The following is a 23,748-nucleotide window of genomic DNA, read 5'->3' as shown; positions in this document are numbered from 1 at the left end:
AACCATAGACAATGGAATATTGCGAGGCGCGGCTGAGGTCGTCCCGGCCAAGCACGCTTGAGAGATGGGTGAGTCACCTTGGCTTGACGGCCGAATGACGTGGGACATAATCGTGCGCAAATTGCTTCGCAGCAAAGGTCGATTTTCGGAAGGAATATCATCTCAGAAGGAAGCGATTATGCCCGCGCGTATGGTTTGGGCGGTTCTTCTCTTTCTGCAGGCGTCCTGCCTTTCTGCTGTGGCCCTCGAGCTCAACCAGGCGATAGAGCGTTGCCGCAACTCAGTGGGGAGGCCGATCGTCCTCGAGTGCATGCGCAACGGAGGCACTCTTCAAACCTGCCGCGCCGGCGCAGGACCTCGGGTCAAAGCCTGTGTTCAGAGCGCCATGCTTGCATCTCGGCCGAAAGCCGAGTTGTTCGATCCGGCTAAAGCCGCCAGCAGCCCGAAGCCCGAGGACGTAGCTGCCGCAGCCGCTCTGCTCGCTAGTAAAGCTCCAGCGAGCCTGGTCGCGCCGCCGCGCAAAGCGTCTGAGATGACAGCCATTCTGGACCAGCAGGCACCGGACCCATCAAAGATTGCGGAACTCACGGCCGCTGCGGACGCCCCAGTCCCGGCGGGTCTCAAGAGCACTGAACTCGCCGCGTTTTACTACAAGCGTGGAGTGGCTCGAACACAGCTCGGGCGCAACGACGAGGCACTTGCCGATGCCGAACTCGCGGTCGGTAACATGCACGGCGTGGATTATACCAACGTCGGCAGCCGTTACGAGCAGCTATTGATCGCAAGGCTACGTGATGCAGGCCAGAACCAACGCGCCAATGCCCTGCTGTCAAAGCAGGTGGTTGCGTTCTCCAGCCACGCTAAGGGAAAGTTGTTCGGGTTGAACTTGGCGTTAGCGGTGGGACAAATAAGAAATGGCGACATAAACTCGGCTGAGACGTATGTCGAGCGCAATCGGACGCTATTGCTGGAGTCGCGTCGGTGGCCGAACTTCGCCATTTACGGCATGAGCTGGCAGGCGATTGTTGAGGACGGGAACGCGCGCGTCGCGGAGGCGCGCGGTCGGTATGCGGAGGCCGAAAGTAGTTACCACAAGGCGGCGCTGCTCTACGCAGCTACCGTGAAAACGTTGCCGAAATGGCAAAGCAAACCTCCTGATGGACAATTCGAACGATCGTCAGATTGGGCGCTAGCGCTTGAAGGTCGCGCCAAAGTCTCGCAGGGCCGCATCGGCGAAGGCGAGGCAGACGTCCGGAGAGCGCTGCTCAACAGACTGAGCAATTCCGGCAAGTTCAGTGCAGACACGGGCGGCATCCTTAGCGTGCTTGTTTACGTGCTCCAGGAGCAGGGACGTTACCGCGAAGCAGAGCAACTGCAGCGACAAGTCATCGGCATCTTTCAAGGGCTCGGTTACGGCGTCGATTCGGCGCAAATGATTGCAGCGCAGGTCTTTCTTGCGCAGATACTCAATCTCGAGCGTCGGTACGACGACGCCAGCCGGCTTTATGACCAGATCGATGCCTGGACGGCCAAATGGGAGCCGTCGCGCCGAGAAGCTGTGAGCGGCGGCTTGGCGCGTGTCTCCGTAATGCTGGCGAAAGGGAATAACGAAGATGCGCTGGATATCGCTCAGCACGCCCTAGAGCGCGAAAGTACTAGATCGGGTAGTGCGAGCTTCAATACCGCAACGGCTCGCGGCTTTGTCGCGATGGCGCTCGCCCGCAAGGGCAAGACAGCAGAGGCGCTGCAAGCCTTCAATGAGGCATTGCCGATTCTGCTGTCCAAGTTCGGAGGGGGCGCCGATGAAGATAGCGGAAGCACCGCCGCGGCGCGTGACGCGCGCGTCCGGTTTATTGTCGAAGCATATATGCGCACGCTCGCGCTGAACCCCGCCCTCGCGCCCGCCGACGTCGCGAACACGACATTCGGTTACGCTGATGTGTTGCGCGGCCCGGGAGTACAGCGTGCACTTCAGGCCTCGTCTGCGCGGGCGGCGGTCAATAATCCCGATCTGGCAAAGTTGGTGCGCTCGTCGCAGGATAGCGAGAAGCAGATCGGGGCGGCGCTCGGGGCATTGAATAACCTGCTCGCCCAACTTCCATCCGAATGCGACGAGAAGGCCATAAAGGCGACTCAGATCGAAATTGAAACCCTCAAGGCGGCGAGGGCGCAGACACTTGCTGATCTTGCGAAGAGATTTCCAAGTTACGGCAACCTCATCAATCCCGCCCGGGCTAACGCGGTTGACCTACAAAGTCAGCTTTCCGAAGATGAAGCGCTGCTCTCGTTCTATTTTGGCCAGTTTGACAGCTTCGTGTGGGTCGTAAGGAAGGCGCGCTCGGTCAACTTCGCTCGCATTAATACAACCCTTGCCAAACTCGATCGCACCGTTATGAAGTTGCGGGAGGCACTTGACCCAAAGGCGATGCTGATATCGGATATTCCGGCGTTTGATCTGAAGCTCGCGTCGGAGCTTTACGACCAGTTACTGAAGCCGATCGAGGGCGATTGGAAGTCGGCCAAAAGCTTGATTGTCGTGACGAACGGGGCGTTGGGTCTGCTTCCACTGTCACTGCTCCCGACAGCGCCGACGAACATCGATGCCGACGCTGAACCGCTGTTTGCACGCTACCGAGACGTGCCTTGGTTGGCGCGCACGCACGCTGTGACGATGGTGCCCTCCGCTTCTGCGCTGGGTACGCTGCGGAAGCTGCCGCCTGGAAGACCAGACCGTCGAGAGCTTGTCGCGTTCGGAGATCCTTATTTCAGCAAGGAAGAGGCTGACGAGGCGGAACAAGAGCGTGCCAACCCGGCTGTCGCCGACGCGGCGACCCCCACACGTGGCCAGCCGTTACAACGTCGGAATATCCCGGACATCAAAGCAGGCGATCATACCGAATTGGCCTTGCTTCCGCGGCTACCGGATACTGCGGACGAATTGAAGTCGATCGCGTTGGCGCTCAAATCTGACCCGTCCAAGGTTCTGAATCTTGGTAAGCACGCCAACGAGCAGGCGGTCAAAACCATGGACCTTTCTCGATTCAAGATCGTGGCGTTCGCGACCCACGGGCTTATACCCGGTGAGCTCGATGGATTGACCCAGCCAGCGCTCGCTTTGTCGGCGCCGTCACTGACGGGAACTGATGGCGACGGGCTGCTGACGATGGAGGAGATTCTGTCGTTGAAGCTCGATGCAGACTGGGTGATCCTGTCTGCTTGTAACACTGGGGCCGGGGCGGGCGCCGGTGCCGAGGCGGTATCGGGTCTCGGTCGAGCGTTTTTCTACGCTGGCACGCGCGCATTGTTGGTCACGAACTGGTCGGTGCATTCGCGATCGGCACGACAGTTGATTACGGATCTGTTCAAGCGCCAGGCCGACGATCCGAAACTGGACCGCAGCGAAGCACTGCGGCATGCAATGATTGCTCTGGTGGATGGTCCCGGCTATCTCAACAGCGACGGGAAGACGGAGTTTGCATATGCGCATCCACTGTTCTGGGCGCCTTACACGATCATTGGCGATGGCGGTGCGCGCTAGCGACTGGCGCGCCGAGACGTCTTGAATTGATGGAAGATTGCGATTGCCGTCTTGAAGGCGGCCATCGAATGATCCCGCGCCAGACCGAAACCGCGAGGCAGCGAACCCAAAGGCAGTTATAGAAGAAGCGCTGCGCTCTATCCACCGGTCGCCGCACTCAGCCGGGCTGCGCTAGAGGCTGATGTGTTGGGTGATAGTCAAAGCAGGCTCCCTGATCGAGATAGCGCCGTATGTTCTTCATCGACATCGCGCGTTGTGGAGCCGCCCCGATGCATTCGACCCCTTACGTTTTTTACCGGAGAATCGAGGGGGAATTTCACGTTGCCTATCTGCCCTTCGGAATTGGGCCTTGGACTTGTATCGGTTCGTCTTTTGCCGTGCAGGAAGCTGCAATCGTTCTTGCTGTCCTAACCCGCCGCTTCGAAATGAGGCTGCTGCCGCACGCCGAAGTCAGGCCCCTTTAGCGCGTTACGTTACGCCCGAAAAGGGCTGCCGATGCGGTTGGTTCCGAGGAGAGAGCTTTAACAGTTCGAAACGTTTGCCGAGTGGAGGAGGCACGCGGCCGGACAGAACGGAGCTCGGTAAGGATCGTGGCGTGACCGGCCGACTTTTTCGAGCTTGTCCGCCGAACAAGCAAAAGGCAATGGAGGAGAAGATGTGCTGCGTTCAGTCTTGTTAGTCGCACCGGCGGCCGTGATGATAACCGCGACCGCGGCACTGGCGGACAACAAATCCGATTGTCAGAAGGGTTTTGGGATGATCAAGGCAGAGCTCCGGAAGAAACATCCGGCGCCAGTGATCGCAACCTTGCGCAAGGCGTTTAGCTGTGCCCAGACCGAGGTGATAGAGGAAGATTGGCCTGAATGCATGGACTACATCAAGATCGCCCGTGCTGCGCTAAAACGATGAGCAAACAAGTAGGGGTCGCCCCCAAACGAGAGAGTCACGCAGGCCCGCCAACCTGGCGGCGGCACTTATTATTGGCCCATAGCGACCTTCAACGATGTCTGCTGTTTGTGCGCTGTTGAAGGATGAGCGGACATCTGAGCGCCCAAACCTCGCGTTGATAGGCGGTACAGCACGACAGTAGCGACCGAACGTAGACGCAAACCCGATCATAGCTCAGTTGCTGCTGCACACGGTACTTCGCCTACCCCAATGCTTCTGTTTGCCCCGGTGGGCACGCACACGTGCCGCTCTCACCGAGCTCCAGCCAGCCTCGCTCCTTTACCAACGCGACTGCGGTGCGGAACTGATCGCCGGTCCTGCTCTGCTTCAGGACGGGCACATTGATCAGCTTGATGGAGATGCGTCGCGAAGCGTTGCAAATTTGCAACCCGCGCTGCCGTGCAGGCTAGTAAGCTCGTCGACCGGAATGACGAAACATATTTCGCTTTGATGTAATCGCGGGGACGAAAAATGTTTGATGTTTACCGCAATGGCAAGCGTGAAGTGCTCGTTCTCAGCACAGGCTCCCCAATACCACGCGCTTTTTCGACAAATAGGTGGCGCAAGAGCAGAACAAGAATTCTCAAAGTCAGCGAGGAGATTCGATCAACGGTTCAGCGACAAGGATATTACGTCCGCAGCTTGCGCGTCGCAAAAAAGGGAGTGATCTAGTTTGCAAGCATCGGGTAGGTGGAATCTTGGCGGCATCATTGGCAAACAGCGCTCTACTTTCGCTTTCTAGGTCTTTCCTGAGCCAACGTTGCCGAATTTCGATGGCGTCCCCGACGCAACTTGCATAGGGCAATAACGGCTGCTCGCAACCTGATAACTGTTTGTCAATCGCTTTGGCGTAAAGTCCTGGGGCATTCGACGGAAAATGAGCGCGTGGTCGTGATGGCCAGGCTTGTCCGAGTTGGCCTGGCTGGATGTTCTCGCGCATAGCTATAGTTCTATTCGTTTCGTTTCTTTTCTTCGATTACTTTCGGCGCAGCAGGTCACAATGGCCGGCCCGCACTAGAGATTTGTGACGATGTCGTCAGTGCTCAGATTTCGACAGCCTCACAAGGCGAAGTCTCGGACAAGATTTTCGAGGCAAGAACTGCCTGACGTTGTGGCGAACGTTTCCGTTCTGCTGTCGCAAGTTCAAGCGCTCGACATTCAAACAACAGACGATATTGGGCAGGCTATCTTCCTTCTTGAGCTCGCGAATGGCTGCATCCGGTTGATCGTGAGGCAGACGAGATTGAATGCAGCAGCCAGGGCGGTGCTACTGGCTCACTCGGCGAGGATCGATTCACTCATTGCACAGACGCGCATGGAGGCGGCGCATTTATTTGGAGAAACTGCTTTGAAATAGGGAATCGCGGACGATGGAAGACAATCGAAAAGCCTACCGTGTCCGGTTTGAACATAAGCATATGGTCAGCATCATGGGTGTCGATGGCACCTGGCGACGAAGCTGCATTCTCGTCGACGCCTCCGCAAGCGGTGCCAAGCTTGAGGTTGAGGGCTCGACGGACCCCCTGAAAGCACAGGAATTCTTCTTGGTTCTGTCCTCCACGGGTCTGGCATTTCGGCGTTGCGAGCTGATTTGGGTGGATGGATCTCACGTCGGCGTTCAGTACGTCACCGCAAAGCCAAAGGGTAAGGCGAACGCAGAAAAACGTCGGCTCGGTCCGCAATGAGACGGGATCGGACGATCGCTCAGACGACTGGCGAGCTTGTTGTCGGCGCGCGTTTCAAGATGAGCGAGCTTGGGATCATGCAGTTCCCGGAGCTAGCCAACAAGACCGGGACGGTGGTCGAAATCAGCAGTCGTACACCCGGCATCACGGTGCTTTTCGATGGTGCCACCAGACCGACCGTCCTGGACCAAAGTTACATAGCCTCTCTGTCGGAGTAACCGTTACCGAGGAGAACCCTCTTCGATTTGTGCAGATCACGGGCCTGCTGCGGTGAAGTCTTCAGTGGGGGGATGACCAGGATGATTGTGCGTGCTCTCGGTGCTGCTGCCGTATTGCCGATCTCTCCGAGCTCCGAAGCGTTCGCAGCGCGCAATCACAACCCCAATGTGGCGAAGTTCTCAGCGCCCGTGACCGAGATGTATGCCCGAAGTCGCGGCGCCACCGACGCACAGATCGAGCGGGCACGGCACTGTTTGGCGTCCAACCAATCGGTCGAAACCGAGCGTCACCGCTCCTACACCGAATGAGCCCGATGCGATCGCCTCCGCACCTAAGGCCCGGCATCGGTCGAACGCGGACGGGCGTTCTCTCTTGCAGTAGATCGATGAAATTTGTCCAATAGTCATTTTTTCAGAAGTAACCCCATTTCTCGCGCCATTCGCTTGACTGAGCCGACATGCCGGTGCAGAGCAGCGGCAATCTCCGCCGCGCCGTACCGCCGGCGGATCATCGCCGAAAGCTTTTTGCGTTCGAGGTCGCTCCATTCCTTGGGCTTCGAGATTTTCATAGGTGTCATCTTCCCGCCGGTCCGAGGCAGGCGACATTGGGAAATTTACGGGTGCCATCCTGAGTTGTGCCCGGAGGCCGAGGAGAGGGTGGTTTGCGGACGCGTGCCGGGGGTCTAGGTGTATGCTTGTCCGCGCATGACCTCTCGCATGCCGAGCCAAGCCGAAACCTTGCGGTGGGCTTCGCTGCCGCGGAGGTAGCGGCGAACCCGAACGGGGTGACTCATTTCTGGACCTCTCCCAGCTCCGAGATCCGGGCCTTTGCCGTCGACTGCCGATACAACAAGGCATCAGGGACAAGTCGGCCGGCTCGCGCGCTTCGCTACACCGGCACGTGCAACGGGCCCGCCACGAAGACGAGCGTCAGCGGATCGAGGTGGCGACCAGCACACCTGCGATTTGATCGCAGGCGGCGAGGCCCAAGTGCAGCGGGTCGGTTTTCACGCCCTTTAAGGAGGGGGGGCGGCGAGTTCAATCGCCACGACCTACGACCAACCCGCCTCCTTGCGCGAAGACACGTCCGCAAATGCGGCTTGCTCGACCTTGCTGCTTGCGGACGACCGCCAGGCGAGTGCGCCCTAACGGTGGCCTACTTGCGGTCACAGTCCATCGGAAGCCCGAGCCCGCCGCTCGACTGGCGCGACCGCGCAGACAGAGTTCGCCGCGCCCGATTAAATATTAAACATAAAATTAAATTAAATAAATTAAATGCTGGAAGAGATTTAAATTTGGATTAGGATGCGAATGCTTGGCGCCGGACGCACGCGTCAAGGACCTCCTTGGAGCGGCCCCATCATTCTGCCCCCTGCTCACGCCGTCCAAAGGATGTAGGGGCCGCTTCTTTGGCAAATTCGGAGGCGAATCATGAAGTTCCTGTCATTAGGTGATTTGTGTTTCATCTCCGCAGCAACGGGTACGCTCCTATTGGTCGAGCTCGGAGTTTTGATCATTGTGGGCGTGATCTGAGCCAGACGTGTTCCGGTCAATGCTCCGAGCGCGCGGACTGCATTTATGCCCTCCACAGAGTTTACACACTTCAGCACAGAGCCTTCCGAGCAACGCTCCCATCGTCGCGGGCGTGCGCCTGGTGCGTGCCTCTCTTGCACTCGTACTGAGAGGGGATCGCGTGGGCGGAGAACCATCAACGTCATGCCTGCGGTCGCGAATGATAATGCGGGCACCTGGCCTCTACCACCGTTTCCGGATGGCTGGTACGCTACCTGTTGATCTGTGATGCGGCTCGGTCCTGAGGTCCTCAGCACGTAGCAGGCAGGCGCATTTTTCCAAAATTCGGTTGCGCGGCTGCCGCTTGCTGTTGTTGGTGGTGAAGCCCTGTGCCTGACGTGTATGCCACCAGGGCGACGTTGTACGCCTGCCAAAGCGTATGCCGGTCGATATCCGGGAAACACTTCAGCACGAGCGGTTCAACGCTAGCGACTTGATTTGTATCCAAGCATTGAAGAATCACGCAGCTGACGTCGGCGATGCTATGGTGTTGCATTGCGCTCGCTCCCGGTTATGGACATTAGCTGGTTCTGGGCCGCGGTCTTGGTCTATTGCCTGGACGACACGTGCAGCCACAAGCTGAAGCGACCGCCGGCAGACATTGACCGATGGCCGATCACCTGTGTGGAGCACAAGGTGTGCGGCTAGCGCGACGCCCTCCTCAGAGCCGGTCGCGTCCCAATGATGATGCGCGGACGCTGAACTCTGATGAACCGCCAGGTCCGTTGCTATGGTGGAGTTGTTCGAGGCGCCTGTCGAGTTCTTGCTTTTTGGCAACGATCCTCGCGGCGAGAACCTGATCGACGTCGGTGTAGAGAGCCCACAACTCATCGGCGGACATTCTCTCAAATTGCGGTCGGTAATCACGAATTTCCAAAGTCCTGCCCCCCGGTTGGGGCGGGTAGCAGCTATTCGGTCGTCAAAGCCCGGACGCTTACGCTGATTCAGATGATCGCGTTGCTGGCCGGGCCCACCGCGCTGCCCTCGCAAACCGCCTTCCTGGCTCTAGTTTCGCGTGCCACACTGACGATTCTGCGCTCGGCCTTGGCTATTCGGTCTCGAAGGTCCTCAAGTTCGGATACTTGAGACGCGAGTGCCTCATAATGTTGGCGCAGAGCGAAATGACGATCATCCAGTCGCGCACGAACGTCCATTGCACGCCCCTCTATCATACTGCCCCAGAACAGATGGCCCGCGATTGGGGCCACCTCCAGACTAGTTTAACTGGGCCATCGGTCTGTTCGCTTTCGCACTTTGGCCGTATGGTTTTCTCGGTGGATCGTCCCGCGTCGACGGCTGAGAGCGGCAAGCAGCTACACTTGCCGCTCGGGCCTCACGGTTTTCGGAGGCAAAATGGACAGCTCAGGGCGACTGCCGCCCGAAGGCAAGGCCGCCCTTGGATCTCGCCATCGCACAAAGTACCGCCAGCAGCTTACCGGCATTTAGGGGTGTGCTCTCTCGCTCCTGTGCCAGCGCGACTGCGGTGTGGAACTGCTCGCCGGTCCCGCTCTGCTTCAGGAACGGCACATTGATCAGCTCGATGAAGATGCGTCGCGAAGCGTTGCATATTTGCAACCCGCGCTGCCGTGCAGGCTAGTAAGCTCGTCGACCGGAATGACAAAAACATATTTCGCTTTGATATAATCGCGGGGACGAAAAATGTTTGATGTTTATCGCAACGGCAAACGTGACGTGCTCGTTCTCAGCACAGGCTCCCCAATTCCAGGCGCTTGTTCTACTAATAGGTGGCGCAAGAGCAGAAAAAGAATTCTCAAAGTCAGCGAGGAGATTAGGTCAACGGTTCAGCGACAAGGATATTACGTCCGTAGCCTGCGGGTGACGAAAAAAGGACTGATCTAATTCGCGCGCGGAGCCCGGCATCACTATCACCCGGCCGTTATGCTTTGCTTTTCTGGGTGTCACCCTGGTCTAGTCTCCCAGGCGACGGCAGATCGTTGATTATACAGCGAAATTTGTGGGAACGGTTGCGTGGCCCTGCATCGCGGTGGCAAGATTTTTCACCGGAATTGTAAACCAATGGGACGGCCTAACCGGCTCGCGCGCTGCCCGTTCACCCTAGTGCGGAGACACCAGCGCCGCCGAGAACTGTCGCACGGCAGTTCTCCACACCGACGACCCGCAGTAGCTCGCGCTCGTTCCAAGCCACCAGGAATCGATAATTTGACTCTCGCGAGCGGCGCGCTTCGATGGCGGCATGCCTCGCCCGAAACGCCACACACCAACGCACGCAGACGGCCGTCCGCTCAAGATCACGTTCGGCGCGATGCGCAGCATGGGCGTCCGCGGCGTGCTCGTTTATTGCCACTGCGGTCGTCACATTGCTCTAGACGCCGATCGCTGGCCGGATGAGATGCGGCTGTCTGATATCGAACTACAGTTCGTCTGTCAGGGCTGCGGGGCCCGCGGTGCTGACGTGCGGCCTGACTTCGATCGAGGCAACCCACGGCTTGCCATCACAGGCGTGAAAGGGGCCGCCAACTGAGGCCGCCTTAAGCTCGCGACAGCTATCACCTTGCACCGCAACTCGACTGCAAGCCAGCGATACTTGTCAGCAACTAGTCGGTTGCGCGCTCGCGTGGCTGGATCTGACGCGGGCAGCATTTCTGCGTCATTTCCTTGCTGCTCCAGCAGTTCAATTTGCTTTTGAAGGTTGGTCATGAGGCTTTCCCCTGTTGACGGGGAAATAGTGTTCCACGCCCTATCGTGACGTGCTGATCAATACAGACCAAACCTCGGAAAACTAACGGACGCGAGAACCGACCCATCGCCAAACGCGCGTTCGGACGACGGGCCGTCCCGGGTGGATGTCGCAACACCTGGAGTGTCGCGCCACAGACCGAAATCTCAATTCTTCCGGCTGGAGAGTCGTTCCTCGTCAGATACTTCACTCAGTACAAATAATCTAAAGAGAAACGAAAGGGCAAAAATTGGGTTAGACTGCTAGCGCACTCGCGAGATGCACCAAGAGCAATCCAACGCGCACCGCTATCGTCAACGCGGCCCAAAAGACCGTTCAGGACTTTCACCACGAGCTCGAGTTACTTCGTGCAGTGGCGGCTCGGTCTCGCGAAATCATCGCAGAAAGCCGTGAGCTTTTGGCGGGCGGCCCTCCCAGACCAATTCAAGCCAAGGACACCCCGCCGAGGTCGGAAGCAGGAGGCCCGCCAGCGTGAAATGGAGCCGCCAGCTAGCCGGCTTACTCATGGAAAAAACGCCACCCACTTAATCCGTGTCGCGGGCAGCGGCTTCCCAGTCCCGGGTAGGTTTGCAAAACCCCGGTGTGGTCACGCTTGCATAACCGGAGGGTCTGATCTGAGCAAAATCGCTCACGCCCCGCGCCAACCTCAGGCCTCAGTCGCGTCGTTCCTGTAGTTTGTGCTCTAGCAACTCAGCCATCTTGCGATATTCGTCGGCCATCTCTTCAAAAGCTTTACGTGTTTCGTGATTGCTAGTGATAACGGCTTGTCGTTCACATACGAGCTGTAGGTGTCGAAAGTCTGGGACCGTTCGATAGTCTGGGGCCATTGGGTCCAACCCGTGCCATGGCCGATCGTTCCTGACGTTTCGAAATTAAGCCATTGCGAAATTCAGCTTAGCCCACTAGGGACCTGGCCGGCACCCCAAAGGGCATAGGGCAATCCGAGAAAATGACAAGGCCCGCAAGAGCGAACCGGGGGACGGCTTGTCACTGCCTCAGTTGTTTCGGGGCGGCACCAGCTGCTCCAGTCCATCCTCGATCACTCGCAGATCCTCAACTAAAGCATCTTGAGAGTGGGCCGGGTTCACATCTGATGTGGACTTTAGCTGTTCGAGCAACTGGCGCCGAAGGTCTCGCATAGCCTCCAAGGCTTGCCGATTATTCAAACGCACATAAGCCGAAACGATCGCTTTAATACTTGAGGGCAATGGTAGACTCGAACGAAAAACTCTAAGTCAGGTTGTATAGTAATCCGTGCGAGATAACTTGCAAGCGGCCGCTGCCGACAGGAAAGCCTGGAAAGTCGAAGCGCTTAAAACTGAAGGGCCCGCCAGCGTGAACCGGCGGGCCTTCCTCCACACCCACGACTGGTAGTGTTGCACAGCCGCCGCAATTCGGTAGTTGAGACGTGCCTACCCTGCCACAACTTGAACAGTACGGATTCGTTCGGCGCGTTTCCGTTCGAGAAAATACTGTACAGTTAGTCCAATTATTCCTTGCAAAAACTGCGACGATCGGAAAAATTTGGAAACGCGCGCCTAATTGCGGGCTGCGCCGAACGGCCTCAGCATCCGAGCCAGCCCCGGAACTGCTTGAGGCCGTTTTGCTGTCTTCGTGCCGCTCCATGGCACGGCGTTTGCTTAATCGAAGCCAACTGGGATTTCAGCGCTCAGTTTGAGAATAACACACTGCCGGGACAGGTATTTCGAGCCCGGCAGCGTGCTATTTCGAGGCGAGCAATCCGATACTCTGATGGTAACGACCATTGCGGGAGGCTCAAATGCGTAGCCTGATTTTCGGTACGGCCTTCCTGACGCTGGCGACCATCGGATGCTCCACGTTTATTTCGGCTGTGCCGCGCGGGATGCAAAGGCCGCAACATTCTCAGAACGGTTCGCGCCAGCAATGAAGGCTCTCCCAGCTGGCTAGGTCCGCCAGCGTGAACCGGCGAGCCGATTGCGACCGCCTTAATGGGGAGCTTTGCCTTCTCGGTTGAGCAGCTCCAGTCGTCGTTCTAGCTCTTGCTTCTTCGCCGCAAGCCTCTCCGCCAGAATATTATTTACGACGGTGTGGAGTCGCCACAGCTCTTCGAGAGACATGCTCTCAAGAGGCTTCCGATCCATGAATCCCCCCGACTCACGTATCGCACAAGGTTAGCTCCATTAAAGAGACACTGCCACTTTCTCCCGACGAGATTCACATATGCGAATGAAGGTACAAAGGTGAATGCCCCCGGCGCGGAGATGGGCAATCAAGTCTGGCGTCGGCTACTGGACAATCACGACCAACTGGCGAAACAGATTGTGGATAAGCACCGCGGGAATTTAATCAAGACCACAGGTGACGGCATTCTCGCGACCTTTGATGGACCCGGCCGGGCGGTGCGTTGCGCGCTGACATTTGCGGGAGCCGCCAAGCAGATCGGCTTGTCGTTGCGCTTGGGTCTCCATACCGGAGAGATCGAGGTCAGAGGCGGCGATATCGGCGGGATCGCGGTCCACGCAGCGGCCCGCGTTATGGCAAAATGCGGGGCCGAGGAAGTGATGGTATCGCGCGTCGTCACCGATCTCGTCGCCGGGGCGGGATTGAAGTTCGATGAACGGGGAGTACATGAGCTCAAGGGACTCCCCGGTCGATGGGGTTTGTTTGCAGAGCGCATAGGGGCTAGTTTTAGCTAGGTTTTCACTGCAGCCCCATAGAGGTCTGCTTCTGGCCGATTTCGTTGAAAAAGGCGGCAGTAGTCCGATGTATTGGCGCCAGCTCCGAAGCAGCCCAGCGCTTGGGTTCTCCGCTATGCGGACCTGGGGATTTGCATCGGGATTAACTTGGCCGTCTTGCGAAGGTTCTGAGCGGTGGCTGCGAGGGTGAACTCATCACGCGCGCCGTTCGGGCCTCTTAGTCGCAGGCGATCGAGCTTGAGAATGCGTTTGAGGTGCGCGAACAGCATCTCGATCTTCTTTCGGTCGGCCTATACTACTGTAGAAAGGCGCAAGCTCCTGCCTGACCTGTTCAAGGTCGACAAATCTATCGATCGACCGGAGCAAGTGGTCGGCCGGGATATGCCGTTCGAGCGAGAACTCATAGAACAACGCAGCCTGTTCGACTTGCCGATGTCCCATCATGATCTTCAGTCCTGCCAATTAGACAGACTGAGCAGCGATGTACTAGACTAGTTGCCTTCAGTCGGCGCCCGGCCGTTCGCGAGCCAACGTTTGCCGAATTTCGATGGGGTGTCTCGACGCAACCTGCATACCGCGGCTGCGCGCAACCTCCTGGCTGTTTGTCAATCGCTTTGGCGTAAAGTCCCGACTACGGACATTCTCCGGGAGGTGCGAGCATGGTTGTCAGAGTTGGCCTGTCCAGATGTTCGCGCCCAACGTCCGCCTAGGGCGTCGAGATCAATCCGCTGGCTGTGGCAACTATCCAGCGATTCCCCCAGCGCACGATAGAGTCAATTCGCCCGATGCCAGGGACCACGTCACCGCGTGCGGCCATCCGAATTCCGTCGGGCCCTTCCAGCACCGCCGTTCCCCCGCGAACGTCCAGCACGGCCCAACCTGCAATGGTCGTTGGTCTTGTCTCGGCCGCCGACAGGAGCGGCCCCGCCGGCGTGAGCGAGCCAGTCACAGCCGCGTCCGCGCCGCCAGCCGAAGAAGCTGGGTTCGACGTTTCCGCGGATTGCGCCCCACTTGCGGTTGTGGCCAGAGGCCTCGCAGCAACGCTCGCGATGACTGTCGAGGGTTGCGCCAAAGCAGGCGCTGTTCGCGAGGCCGATGCTGCCGCAATCTTTCGGGCGCTTTCGGCCTTACCGCCTGACTTTGTGTCCGGCATGCGGCGCGAAGCTGTTTCTACCTGAGCAGTCGGGCTGAGAGCCGAGAGAGCTGCAGGACCATACCAAGCACCAACCCAGCCCAATCCGAAGCCCCCAGCCAAAGCGACCACGACGAGCCAAATGGTTGATTTTGAGGGTCCGCTTGGTGCCAGTAACGCCAGGACCTCATCTCGCGTAGAGGTCGAGAAATCCGATTGGTCGAAAGTGACGGGCCGTGCCGCGACCGCGCCATTGCCGTGATTGGCGACGGTCACGATCCTTTCCAAGGTATTCGCATGGTGCAATTGCATGCTCGGGTCCCTTGCGGTCGCCATGATCGCGCCGGGAGCTAAACCAACCCTTAACAGCCGGCGCACTCAGCACTGGTACGAGAGCCGTGGATCGAAGGGCTACCCAAGCGATACGAGCGTCACCCCTGCTAGCAGCCGTCGCGCGAGTAAAGGGCAGAATGGACCACCAGCCTGAGAGATCGGGGCGCGCGTGAATGCTGCGGTACCAAGCCTGTAGCTTTGCCGAACAGGCCGAACTTGCGGAACGAAGACGACCCGAAAGACAAGCGAAAGGAATGCGCTGTGACAACGGTGTAGGGACCTTTGCATGGCCCCATTTTAATACGGTCGTCATTTATGGGTTAATACCGTCGTCATTTATCGGTTGTATGTTCCTACCCTGGATTGCATATTTTTCCCGTTGTCGACCGCCTATTGCTTTCAACAATCATGGTTTGGGCAGTAATGAGTAATCGAGGTCGGGTTTACAATTGTTCGACTATGCTGGGCGAGCGGGTCGAGGGACTGCTCGCACTGTTTCGAGAACTGCAGACTCTCCGGCGTCGCCTACGAGCCGCTCAGGCGAGAACGATTGCGAGCACCAGCCGTATCCCCAAAGCCCGTCGTAGAAGGCGAGTGCTTCGGCGGAGATAAGCTATTGCGAGCTCGTAGAGCCGTTCAGTGCGATGATCGAACTTGCCACTTCCGCTTTCTGGGAAGCTCGCGCCAGATCGCTCGACCGCGACCTCACTATCCGGTACGCGCGCAGCACCGAAGCATTGGAGCAACAGTCGCACAGCTCTTTGGATCGGTGCACGATTGTTAATTTGCGTCGCGTGCGCGATTCAGGCCTGCTCTCTGCTAACGAACCAGACAAATAGATGGGGGCGGGGAGAATGATCGTACGGGCCGGGGCTATTGTTGCTTTGTTGCTGATCTCGGTGGGGTCCGAAGCCCTCGCTTCGCGTCACCACAGGCCGACGGGGCGCATCTCGTGCAGCGAGGTCAGATACTACGTCGCGAGATATTCGGCACCAGTGGCCGAGAAGTACGCACGCAATCATGGCGCTACTGACGCACAGATCGAACGGGCGCGACGTTGCTTGGCTTCAAACGAGACTGCAGAAACCGAGCGACCACGCGCTTATACCGATTAAGGTCGTAGATCGGCCCCCATGGAAGTGCTCTTGTGTGTCGTTTGCGACACAAGGATGTAGGGCTGAGTGCTAGCATTGCCGAATGGATCATGCTGCGCATGCTAAACGGCTCAGAGATCGGCCGAAGAGTGCCGGGTACTCGCCGAGATCATGAAGGGCTAGGTGGCCCGCGACAGCTACTTAAACCTCGCTGAGGCTTGCGAAGTTCTGGCGCAATAAGCAGGTCGGCACCTCTTTCGCCACATCCCGCCGGGAAAAGTGGCTCTAATTCCTGTTTCGCGCTAGCCTTGGCGACATGTGAGTCGGGGGATTCATGGAACGGAAGCCTTTCGAGAGCATGGCTCTTGAAGAGCTCTGGCAACTTCACACCGTCGTCAATGATATTCTGGCCAAGAGGCTTTTGGCGAAGAAGGAAGAGCTAGAGCGACGACTTGAGCTTCTCAAGCGAGAAGACAAATCCCGCCATTGAGGCTCGCAATCCGCTCGCCGGTTCACGCTGGTGGGACTAGCTGCTTGAGGGAACCTTCATTGCTGGCGCGAATCGTTCGGAGAACGTTGCCGCTTTTGCATCCCGTGCCGCGGAAAGGGCAGCCGAAATAAACGTGGAACACCCGATGGCTGCCAGCGCCAGCAGGGCCGCACCGAAAACCAGGCTACGCATTTGACCCTCCCTCAACAGGCGTTACGATCATCACAGCATCGGACTGCATTGTTTCAGCTTCGCTTCGTTGGACGCCTCAAATGGCTTCGTACACGCGGCCGTGAATGCGCCGCACGTGCACGCTAAAGTTCCCGATCGATCGCCGGGCGGCTAGCGGCCTGGTTGTTCATTGATCTATCGCAAGTACCGCACGTGCTCCGGATGCAGCCTCTTCCAGTGAGGCAACGATGCAGCTTTGGATCTTGGATGCGCTGGGGTCGCAGGTATCGAGAATGCGCGGTTGGCAGGATGCTGCAGTGTTCCCTCCGGGAACAACTCGAGCTGGCTGGGACGCGGTAGTCGTCGTTTAAATTTGTTAACGACCAGGTTCGCCCAAAAAGGAAGACTCCGAGCGGGTGCCAACGGCGGCCCCAAAGAAGAACAAGTTGGGGGCGTCCATGAGCACCCGCGGTCGAGCGGTGATTCCTGCTGCAGCAATTCGCGAACGTCTTCAGAGCATCGTTTCTGCACTGGTTGAATTAGAGGAAATCCGAGCCCGAGTTCTCGCGGCTGAACAGAGCGAAAAACCAACAAGGTCTAAGCCGAAGAAGCGCCGCCGCCGAGGCAAGCCCACTGGCAGGAAGCGCTAGCCGCCCCTTGCCCATGGCTTGCGACCGCGCCAGGGCGGCTAGAAGCCATCGTGCCTGCTCTCAGTTCGACTGTCGGTCTTGCGTGACGTCCTTCGCACGACCTGTTGCCAGCTCGTTCCCCCACGGGCTGAGTATTCCATGGAGTCGGATTCACAAAGTTGAATCCCAAGTGGACGATTTCTTGGGATGAAGCTGTGTTTGCCAACTAGACAGCGGCAGACCTCTCGGTCCCAGCTCGTTTTTCGATCCGGAAAAACCTCCAGGCTGGGGCCGATGTGGTCTACTCCGGAAGCGAGCCTTTTCCTTCTAGCAGCCGCACATCGAGTGCAGCTCGAGCCAATGTCCGGCCCATACACGCCGGCCGATGATGGGGCCTGCTCATTGATCTATCGCAACGGTCTCCTCGGACCGCGAGGGATGGTCGGTTGGGAGCTTGCGATGGGCATGGATTACATGGCGGAAGCCGCCCGGCATCGGCACGTAGCCGAGGAGTACCGAACCATAGCGTTATGTACGTCAGATGAGGGGCTGCGTGGGATCTACCTTAGACTTGCAGACGATTACGATCTGCTCGCTGCAAACGAAGATAGGATTGCCAGCAATCGCAAGCTCGTAAACTAGAGGTCGCTCGATTGCGACTTCATGCCAACGTCGGCGTATTGACCATCTCGGATTTCTAGGCCCTTATCCTTCGACCAGTGCTCGCGCTCGGGAGATGCCCACACTTCGACTGCTGTTGGAGCTTGAGCGGGACATCAGCCGGCAAGTCGATCATGAGTACGCAGGCCCAATTTTGGGCTATGCGGCGCCTCTTTCTGAGGTCGCGATGATGCACTCAACGCCGGGGCGGGACGCAACCATGGCGCCCCGCCGCCCGCGGATCACAGGACGCATCCGCACCGAGCCGATTGGGCATAGGCCGACAGGCGCGGGTCGATCCCGGAATGCACCTCGCAGAAGCGATCGATGATGTGGCTGACCTTATTGCTGTAGTCGCGGTGCCAGTGTCCAAGGCCGTGTAGAGCACTTTCCTGACAGGCGATCGATTCAAGCTGAAGGATGCGGTCCATGGTTTGCAGCGCGCAATCGTGGAGCGTTGGCAGGTCGGGGTCGCCGGCAAGAGCCAAGCTCGGAAACGCATCCCACCACATATAGCAAACACCGTTGAGTGCTTTGCTCGCGGCGTGGCTGAGGTGAGACAGGCGAGGCTCGCAACGAGGCTCGAACAATTTGGCAAATAGAGCAGCGACAGACCGGACGCAGCGAACACGACCTTCGACCGGAACGTCAGTTGAACAGAGCCACCGGCGATCGCCGGCGGCGTTGGTATTCACAAGGTAGGTTAGGCCCTGCGCGATTTGGCTGTCGGCAAATCCCTGTAACGCTGGCTCCGGGTCTTCAAACAGTCGAGTGAGATAAGATACGGCTTCAAGCGCCGGCGGATCCCACCAATCATGCTCGGGATCGAAGTACCAAGGTGCTTGCTGAAAGCGAACCTCGCGTCCAAATGCGTGCTCCAGCCAAGCATCGAAGCTGAGGTATTGAAGGCGCCTAGTGCGGCGGCTCGAAGAAGCAAGTGGATCGGCCGAACGACGTCGCGGCCGGATAAGCCCTATCGAACGAAGGGTGCCGGCCGAGGCGGTTTCGCCTTGAAACGAACCTAGGCGAGATGCGGCATGAAGCCAAGCCGCGAGAAATCGCGACCGCGTGCCGCCTGCAAGGTCATCGCCCGCTCTGGCTTCTACCGTCGCAGAACGCGGCAATGCCATAGCAGCGGGGTTGTCGCAGCCCGTACTCGCTCCGTCTTGGCCAGCTTGACCAAAAATCCGGCGTTTGTCCGTCTCGCTGAATCGTCGTCTTGGACGCGTCCAGAGCGGCCGCTGCTACGCATCGATCGGCCGCGTTCTGCACCATGAAAGCAGAGCGGGCGATGACCGTTCTCCTCATCTGCAAATCACAGCGAGAACGGATCGTGCTTGCCGAACCACAGGAAAAGTGCGGGAGCAATGGACGCTTACGGCCGTTCCCTGTTCGGGCGCCGCCCGCTCCCTGATCTTCAGCGAAAATTCCCTGTTCTGTGGTGGCCCCGACCGCCGCGACACGCTTGTATTTAAAGGCGTTTCTGTCGTTTCTTACGTTGCGGCGGCGGCGATTGCGCTGCGGATTCCCTGTAATATTCCCTGTTACCAGGGAATTGAACGTCGGCGGGGCCTTTCCGCGCCCGAAACAATGACCCGGCGCTTTGAGACAGACGAAGCGTGATCAGCTCCGGCTGGCGGGGTGCCCGGCGCTCGTGAGAGATCGAGTTGAGGTGATTTGCGGAGCCGTTTAGGCACCGAAGTGGTCCATCGGACTGTTGCAAGCAGTGCGTCAGTAGCCGTCGGGACTAGATGGCGCGGCCCCAAATGAAAACGCCGCCAGCGGTTGCCCACATGGCGGCGGTTCACGATTAAGCGAAGCTCGGCTCTCGGCCGATCGCTCCGGCGCGTCTAGCGCACGTACCAATATCCCCACCAGCGCTCCGACACCGGCCGGGCCTGTGCCTTCATGGCTGCGACTTCCTCCACGGAGCGCAGCTGCGGGCCATAGATCGCGGGCGGGTAGACGTCGTCCCAGAACACAAGTCCGCCCTGGACGGCGGCCGCCCGGTGTGCCGGGGCAAGCGCGAACTCGGCGGCTGAGGTGGCGGATGTCGCCAGGGTGAGGCCGAGAGCAGACAGGGCAATGGACGAAACAACGGCGCGGAAGTTCATTGGATTGAATCCCTCATGAAATGCGATGTGCGATAATGCGACGGGTTCCGGATGGTTGCAAGGGTATGGGCTCACCGGCTGACGCCGAATTTCCAGTTGCAGGGGCGCATGGTCTCGCCGGCGCGCGTCGGCTCGACCGCGACGGGCCTGGATGCATCGGCTGCGAGGACGTCTCTTAGGATTGTGGTCGCCATATAGAGAGTGTTCGATGATCACCACCGGCCGAGACGAGATCAGGAAGAGGTCGGCCGCTTTGGCACGCGCGCGGCATGCGTGCAAAGCAGGCCGAACCTTGAACATTTTTTCGGCGCTCCTGACTCCTCAAGAACCATGATGTCGACACACTGCTCACTCTTCATAGGAGGCGCACGATCCAGGACGCTCCCATGACTTCTACGTTTGTCTCCGCTTTCATTTTCGGCGCTGGCCTCCTTTTCGGATACGCGCTGCGCGCTTGGCGCGTCGAACGAAGAGCTGTGAACTCATACAGCGGCGCCTCGCGCCGGGCGTCGCGGCCCGCTCCGACCTCGACGTTCGGCCACGCCCGGCGAGCCTTCTAGGCACCGTCCCATTCGATGGCGGCATCCAGCTTCACACTGAACCTGATGGGACATGAAGAAATGAGTGAGCCCAAGAACGATGCGCCGCGACGCTATATCGTGGACGGCGCCGGGCAGCGCGTGCTGGTCGGTCTGACGATCTCGGAAACGATCGAGTTCGAAGCGCTGGACAAGCCGGACACCCGTGCCGGTGCCGACATGCTCGGGGAGGCGGCGCGCGTCCGCGAGGCCAGGCATGGCGAACGTTGGGTGGAGCTCTATGTCAAGCACGAACGCGCCTGGAGTGACTGGATGGCCCGGACGCGAATGCGGCGGGAGAGAGCGCTGCGGCTTAACTAGAGGTTGATTGGAACTGCGGGCCATTCCAAACTTGGAAGGCGTCTCGCGCGTCGGTGGCAAGCGGTTGTCGCCATGTCACACCGCGAGCATGCTGCTTCCCTGGATACTCATTAGCGTGAGATTGCCGGTAACATAGGCGCCCGTGTCGATGTTGGCGCGATTATTTCGTACATCGGCGCTGCGCACCGGCGTGTGACCGTGCACGACATATTTTCCAAAATGCTTTTTGCTCTCCAAGAACTCCTTACGAATCCACAAAAGATCGTTCTCCTGCTGTTCGGATAGCGCCACGCCCGGTCGAACGCCCGCGTGCACGAAGAAAAAATCCCCGCACGTGAAGCTCAGTCGCAGATTGTCCAGGAATTCCAAATGCTCAGTCGGCATTGCGCGAATCAAATCACGCAAGATCGATGTCGGCTCGTCGCGCTTCAGATCCGGCGGGGCGAGCCCGTAAGACATCAATGTCTGGGTCCCCCCGACGGCAATCCAGTCCTCGAACAATGAAGGGTCTTCGAACACGCTTACCAGAAATGCCTCGTGATTACCCTTGAGGAAGACCGCATTGCCCCGGCGACTACGCTCGACCAGGATGTCGAGGGTGGCGCGCGTATCCGGGCCGCGATCGATGTAATCGCCCATGAAAACCTCGATCGCATAGCACGGGCGACTGCGAGCAACGTCGGCGTCGATCACCCGCAACATCGGCTGGAGCAGATGCGCACAGCCGTGAATATCCGAGATCGCATAGATGCGAACTCCCTCCGGCAGGTGCGGCTTGTGGATTGACCGACGTCGTCGGGCGAAAGATATCATGGCGCACAATCGATCAGGTGGTCGACATTTCCCCAAGTCCGGCACCTGAGCACTCCCCATCTGATGCGAACAATGTGCGGTGGATGAGTAGCGTCCTCGTTCTCCGGCTTGATCACGCCAAAAGAAGGGCGGAACTTGGTGCCATTCCTGTCGCGACGGGTTCCAAGAAGAAATTGCAGCGCTGAGCTGCGTAGCGCGGCAAAGATGCATGCCTCAGTGCAAATTTCGTGAAGCATCCGCAGGTAGAACATGCATGTTCCCGCAAGTGTCTCGCGCTCTTCGCGGCAGGCCTCAAAGATGAGCGAAGACGCGGTCGCGTGGCTGTAAAGCATCATTACAGTATGGAACTTGATTCCAAATACGGCAGGCCGTCGCTGATATGTGAGCACTGTGACGAGATTTTCAGCGCGTCGAATTGTCGATCTTCATTTCGACGCGACAGGTCATTCGTGCATCGCAAAAGTTTTGCATGCAGCGCCACAATGTCGCTGCGATCACTTAACACTCTTCGTTCGGGAAGCGGTAAATCGTCAGCATCACAATGACCGCCAGGCACTCTCCACACGTAGAGGATCGAATGGTTGTTGCCACTTATAGCTCTGATAGCACGTATGTGTCCTCCGCACGGGGCACGGCTCTTCAGAAGCCTTTTCAGCTCCTCGTCATCGCAGCCGACGTTTTGCTGATCTTGCTCTGCTACGCGCTGGCGTCGGAACTCTACAAAGTCGCCACGCCGTCATCTGGAGACGGAGCGCCCATTGGTGCCGGACTGATCGTCAGCGCACTGTTCGTTGCAATCGCCTATTTTCAGGGTGTGTATGCAACGCACCGCTTGCTTAGTCTGGTCTGGCAATTGCGCAAAGCGGTGATCATCTGGCTGGTATCACTGACACTCCTTGCGGTTGCTGCGTTTCTATTGAAATCGTCGGACAATCTGTCCCGCGGCACGTTCCTCATCTTCACCGGAGTCGGCGGCGTTGGGTTGCTCAGCCTGCGCTTTGCGTGGCAGTGGGTGCTCGGGACGAGCTTTGCCAAGGGTCGATTGGTCGATCGCAAGGTTGCCCTGCTCAGCCTGAAGCCGCTTGATTTCACCTCGAGCCGTTTCAAGGACCTGCGCAAGAACGGATTCGACGTGGTTCGCCATTTCGTGCTTCCCGCCAACAGCCATGGGACCGACTGGGAGAGGCAAATCCGCGACGTCATTGTCCAATCCCGTGCAGCAGATGTCGAGGAGTACCTGTTGGCGGTTGATTGGAACGAGCTGCCATTGTTGCAGCAACTCGAACTGCACTTGCGCGCTGTCCCACAGCCGATCCGTCTCCTGCCGGATAATTCGATCGCTGATCTGGTATCGCGCCCGTTCTTGCCGGTCAGCGGCACGGTGGCAATCGAGATTCAGCGACCACCGCTCAGTGTGTTTGAACGTCTCCAGAAGCGCTGCCTCGACATCGGTCTGGCGTTGTTTTCGCTAGTGGCCCTGGCCCCGGTGCTGATCACCGTCTCCATTCTGATCAAGCTGGATTCGCCTGGGAGCGTGATCTTTCGGCAGTCGCGCCGAGGCTTCAACGGCAAGCCGTTTGACATCTGGAAATTTCGCAGCATGTACGTGTGCGAAAATGGTCATTCGATTGCTCAGGCAACCAAGAGGGACGCGCGCGTCACGAGGATTGGGCGCTTCCTCCGGATGACCAGCATTGACGAGTTGCCCCAGCTCTGGAACGTGCTGCGCGGCGACATGTCGTTGGTCGGACCGCGCCCACATGCGCTTGCCCACGACAACTATTACGACGAGATCATCAGCAATTACGTATACCGCCACCACATGAAGCCGGGCCTCACAGGCTGGGCTCAGGTTAACGGTTTCCGGGGCGAAACGCCGACTATCGACCTGATGGAAAAGCGGGTAGAGTATGACGTTTGGTATGTAAGGAATTGGAGCATTTGGCTCGACCTGAAAATCATGGCGCGCACGGCAGCTACCGTCATTTCCCAGGAGGCGTACTAAGTCAGCGCATGCGGCCGTGACGGCGCGGCGCAGACTCATAGCGCTGAGCT

The 23,748-nt window shown here is 58.4% G+C and carries 17 protein-coding genes and 2 pseudogenes; 12 read left to right on the top strand and 7 right to left on the bottom strand.

Features of this window, described 5'->3' with window-relative positions; genetic code table 11:
* Positions 1–532 precede the first annotated feature (532 nt).
* From XI05_RS19590 to XI05_RS19570, 5 genes and pseudogenes are all read left to right on the top strand, one after another.
* Positions 533–3,538, top strand: coding sequence for a CHAT domain-containing protein (locus XI05_RS19590; protein WP_271504737.1), 3,006 nt, complete (start codon positions 533–535; stop codon positions 3,536–3,538).
* 181 nt (positions 3,539–3,719) lie between these two features.
* A pseudogene (locus XI05_RS39820) lies at positions 3,720–3,794 on the top strand (hypothetical protein); the annotation flags it as partial.
* Positions 3,769–4,002, top strand: a complete 234-nt coding sequence (locus XI05_RS19585) for a cytochrome P450 (RefSeq protein ID WP_333939953.1) — start codon at positions 3,769–3,771, stop codon at positions 4,000–4,002. The pseudogene XI05_RS39820 and the gene XI05_RS19585, both read left to right, overlap by 26 nt.
* Before the next feature lie 154 nt (positions 4,003–4,156).
* Positions 4,157–4,447, top strand: coding sequence for a histidine kinase (locus XI05_RS19580; RefSeq protein ID WP_271504733.1), 291 nt, complete (start codon positions 4,157–4,159; stop codon positions 4,445–4,447).
* Positions 4,448–5,856: 1,409 nt separating this feature from the next.
* Positions 5,857–6,171, top strand: coding sequence for a PilZ domain-containing protein (locus XI05_RS19570; RefSeq protein WP_271504727.1), 315 nt, complete (start codon positions 5,857–5,859; stop codon positions 6,169–6,171).
* Positions 6,172–6,793: 622 nt separating this feature from the next.
* Here the strand turns inward: XI05_RS19570 and XI05_RS19560 are convergent.
* Both XI05_RS19560 and XI05_RS19555 read right to left on the bottom strand, forming a co-directional pair.
* Positions 6,794–6,958 carry a hypothetical protein gene (locus tag XI05_RS19560; RefSeq protein ID WP_271504721.1) on the bottom strand — a complete coding sequence of 55 codons (165 nt, stop codon included), beginning with the start codon at positions 6,956–6,958 and terminating at the stop codon, positions 6,794–6,796.
* 2,365 nt (positions 6,959–9,323) lie between these two features.
* Positions 9,324–9,536 carry a hypothetical protein gene (locus XI05_RS19555; protein WP_271504718.1) on the bottom strand — a complete coding sequence of 71 codons (213 nt, stop codon included), beginning with the start codon at positions 9,534–9,536 and terminating at the stop codon, positions 9,324–9,326.
* Positions 9,537–9,620: 84 nt separating this feature from the next.
* Between XI05_RS19555 and XI05_RS19550 the strand changes: the two genes are divergently transcribed.
* The 4 genes from XI05_RS19550 to XI05_RS19535 all read left to right on the top strand — a co-directional run bounded on the left by XI05_RS19550 (position 9,621) and on the right by XI05_RS19535 (position 13,358).
* The gene (locus XI05_RS19550; protein WP_271504715.1) at positions 9,621–9,821 is read left to right on the top strand and encodes a hypothetical protein; all 201 of its coding nucleotides are present in this window, start codon (positions 9,621–9,623) and stop codon (positions 9,819–9,821) included.
* Positions 9,822–10,176: 355 nt separating this feature from the next.
* The gene (locus tag XI05_RS19545) at positions 10,177–10,464 is read left to right on the top strand and encodes a hypothetical protein (RefSeq protein WP_271504712.1); all 288 of its coding nucleotides are present in this window, start codon (positions 10,177–10,179) and stop codon (positions 10,462–10,464) included.
* 1,996 nt (positions 10,465–12,460) lie between these two features.
* Positions 12,461–12,589, top strand: coding sequence for a hypothetical protein (locus XI05_RS19540; protein ID WP_271504709.1), 129 nt, complete (start codon positions 12,461–12,463; stop codon positions 12,587–12,589).
* A 334-nt stretch (positions 12,590–12,923) separates the two neighbouring features.
* Positions 12,924–13,358, top strand: coding sequence for an adenylate/guanylate cyclase domain-containing protein (locus XI05_RS19535; protein WP_271504707.1), 435 nt, complete (start codon positions 12,924–12,926; stop codon positions 13,356–13,358).
* Between the two features lie 113 nt (positions 13,359–13,471).
* On the opposite strand, the pseudogene XI05_RS19530 reads toward XI05_RS19535, so the two are convergent.
* Positions 13,472–13,645, bottom strand: a pseudogene (locus tag XI05_RS19530) (transposase); the annotation flags it as partial.
* Positions 13,646–16,251: 2,606 nt separating this feature from the next.
* Between XI05_RS19530 and XI05_RS19515 the strand changes: the two are divergent.
* Positions 16,252–16,407 carry a hypothetical protein gene (locus tag XI05_RS19515; protein ID WP_271504703.1) on the top strand — a complete coding sequence of 52 codons (156 nt, stop codon included), beginning with the start codon at positions 16,252–16,254 and terminating at the stop codon, positions 16,405–16,407.
* 36 nt (positions 16,408–16,443) lie between these two features.
* Here the strand turns inward: XI05_RS19515 and XI05_RS19510 are convergent, their stop codons facing one another.
* The 3 genes from XI05_RS19510 to XI05_RS19500 all read right to left on the bottom strand — a co-directional run bounded on the left by XI05_RS19510 (position 16,444) and on the right by XI05_RS19500 (position 20,281).
* Entirely contained in the window at positions 16,444–16,599 is a 156-nt protein-coding gene (locus tag XI05_RS19510) for a hypothetical protein (RefSeq protein ID WP_271504701.1), read from the bottom strand.
* A gap of 1,510 nt (positions 16,600–18,109) precedes the next feature.
* Complete coding sequence (locus tag XI05_RS19505; protein WP_271504698.1) at positions 18,110–18,997, bottom strand: hypothetical protein; 888 nt, start codon at positions 18,995–18,997, stop codon at positions 18,110–18,112.
* 720 nt (positions 18,998–19,717) lie between these two features.
* Positions 19,718–20,281, bottom strand: a complete 564-nt coding sequence (locus XI05_RS19500; protein WP_271504696.1) for a hypothetical protein — start codon at positions 20,279–20,281, stop codon at positions 19,718–19,720.
* A 320-nt stretch (positions 20,282–20,601) separates the two neighbouring features.
* On the opposite strand from XI05_RS19500, the gene XI05_RS19495 reads away from it, so the two are divergent.
* Positions 20,602–20,880, top strand: coding sequence for a hypothetical protein (locus XI05_RS19495; protein ID WP_271504693.1), 279 nt, complete (start codon positions 20,602–20,604; stop codon positions 20,878–20,880).
* A gap of 75 nt (positions 20,881–20,955) precedes the next feature.
* Here XI05_RS19495 and XI05_RS19490 read toward each other — a convergent pair whose 3' ends face one another.
* Positions 20,956–21,693, bottom strand: coding sequence for a metallophosphoesterase (locus XI05_RS19490; RefSeq protein ID WP_271504690.1), 738 nt, complete (start codon positions 21,691–21,693; stop codon positions 20,956–20,958).
* A gap of 577 nt (positions 21,694–22,270) precedes the next feature.
* Between XI05_RS19490 and XI05_RS19485 the strand changes: the two genes are divergently transcribed.
* A complete protein-coding gene (locus tag XI05_RS19485) occupies positions 22,271–23,698 on the top strand; it encodes an undecaprenyl-phosphate glucose phosphotransferase (protein ID WP_271504688.1) in 1,428 nt (475 codons plus the stop codon).
* The last annotated feature ends 50 nt before the right edge of the window (positions 23,699–23,748 follow it).

It is taken from the genome of Bradyrhizobium sp. CCBAU 11357 (assembly GCF_028128865.1).
Taxonomy (GTDB): Bacteria; Pseudomonadota; Alphaproteobacteria; order Rhizobiales; family Xanthobacteraceae; genus Bradyrhizobium.
The sequence above is the reverse complement of the archived record's forward strand: the minus strand, read 5'-3'. Positions and strand labels throughout refer to the sequence as shown.

Coding starts and splice junctions, on each gene's coding strand:
- XI05_RS19590 (WP_271504737.1), top strand. CDS start 533: ATGACAGCCATTCTGGACCAGCAGGCACCGGACCCATCAAAGATTGCG.
- XI05_RS19585 (WP_333939953.1), top strand. CDS start 3,769: ATGTTCTTCATCGACATCGCGCGTTGTGGAGCCGCCCCGATGCATTCG.
- XI05_RS19570 (WP_271504727.1), top strand. CDS start 5,857: ATGGAAGACAATCGAAAAGCCTACCGTGTCCGGTTTGAACATAAGCAT.
- XI05_RS19560 (WP_271504721.1), bottom strand. CDS start 6,958: ATGAAAATCTCGAAGCCCAAGGAATGGAGCGACCTCGAACGCAAAAAG.
- XI05_RS19550 (WP_271504715.1), top strand. CDS start 9,621: ATGTTTGATGTTTATCGCAACGGCAAACGTGACGTGCTCGTTCTCAGC.
- XI05_RS19545 (WP_271504712.1), top strand. CDS start 10,177: ATGCCTCGCCCGAAACGCCACACACCAACGCACGCAGACGGCCGTCCG.
- XI05_RS19540 (WP_271504709.1), top strand. CDS start 12,461: ATGCGTAGCCTGATTTTCGGTACGGCCTTCCTGACGCTGGCGACCATC.
- XI05_RS19535 (WP_271504707.1), top strand. CDS start 12,924: ATGGGCAATCAAGTCTGGCGTCGGCTACTGGACAATCACGACCAACTG.
- XI05_RS19515 (WP_271504703.1), top strand. CDS start 16,252: ATGGAACGGAAGCCTTTCGAGAGCATGGCTCTTGAAGAGCTCTGGCAA.
- XI05_RS19510 (WP_271504701.1), bottom strand. CDS start 16,599: ATGCGTAGCCTGGTTTTCGGTGCGGCCCTGCTGGCGCTGGCAGCCATC.
- XI05_RS19505 (WP_271504698.1), bottom strand. CDS start 18,997: ATGGCATTGCCGCGTTCTGCGACGGTAGAAGCCAGAGCGGGCGATGAC.
- XI05_RS19500 (WP_271504696.1), bottom strand. CDS start 20,281: ATGTTCAAGGTTCGGCCTGCTTTGCACGCATGCCGCGCGCGTGCCAAA.
- XI05_RS19495 (WP_271504693.1), top strand. CDS start 20,602: ATGAGTGAGCCCAAGAACGATGCGCCGCGACGCTATATCGTGGACGGC.
- XI05_RS19490 (WP_271504690.1), bottom strand. CDS start 21,693: ATGATATCTTTCGCCCGACGACGTCGGTCAATCCACAAGCCGCACCTG.
- XI05_RS19485 (WP_271504688.1), top strand. CDS start 22,271: ATGGTTGTTGCCACTTATAGCTCTGATAGCACGTATGTGTCCTCCGCA.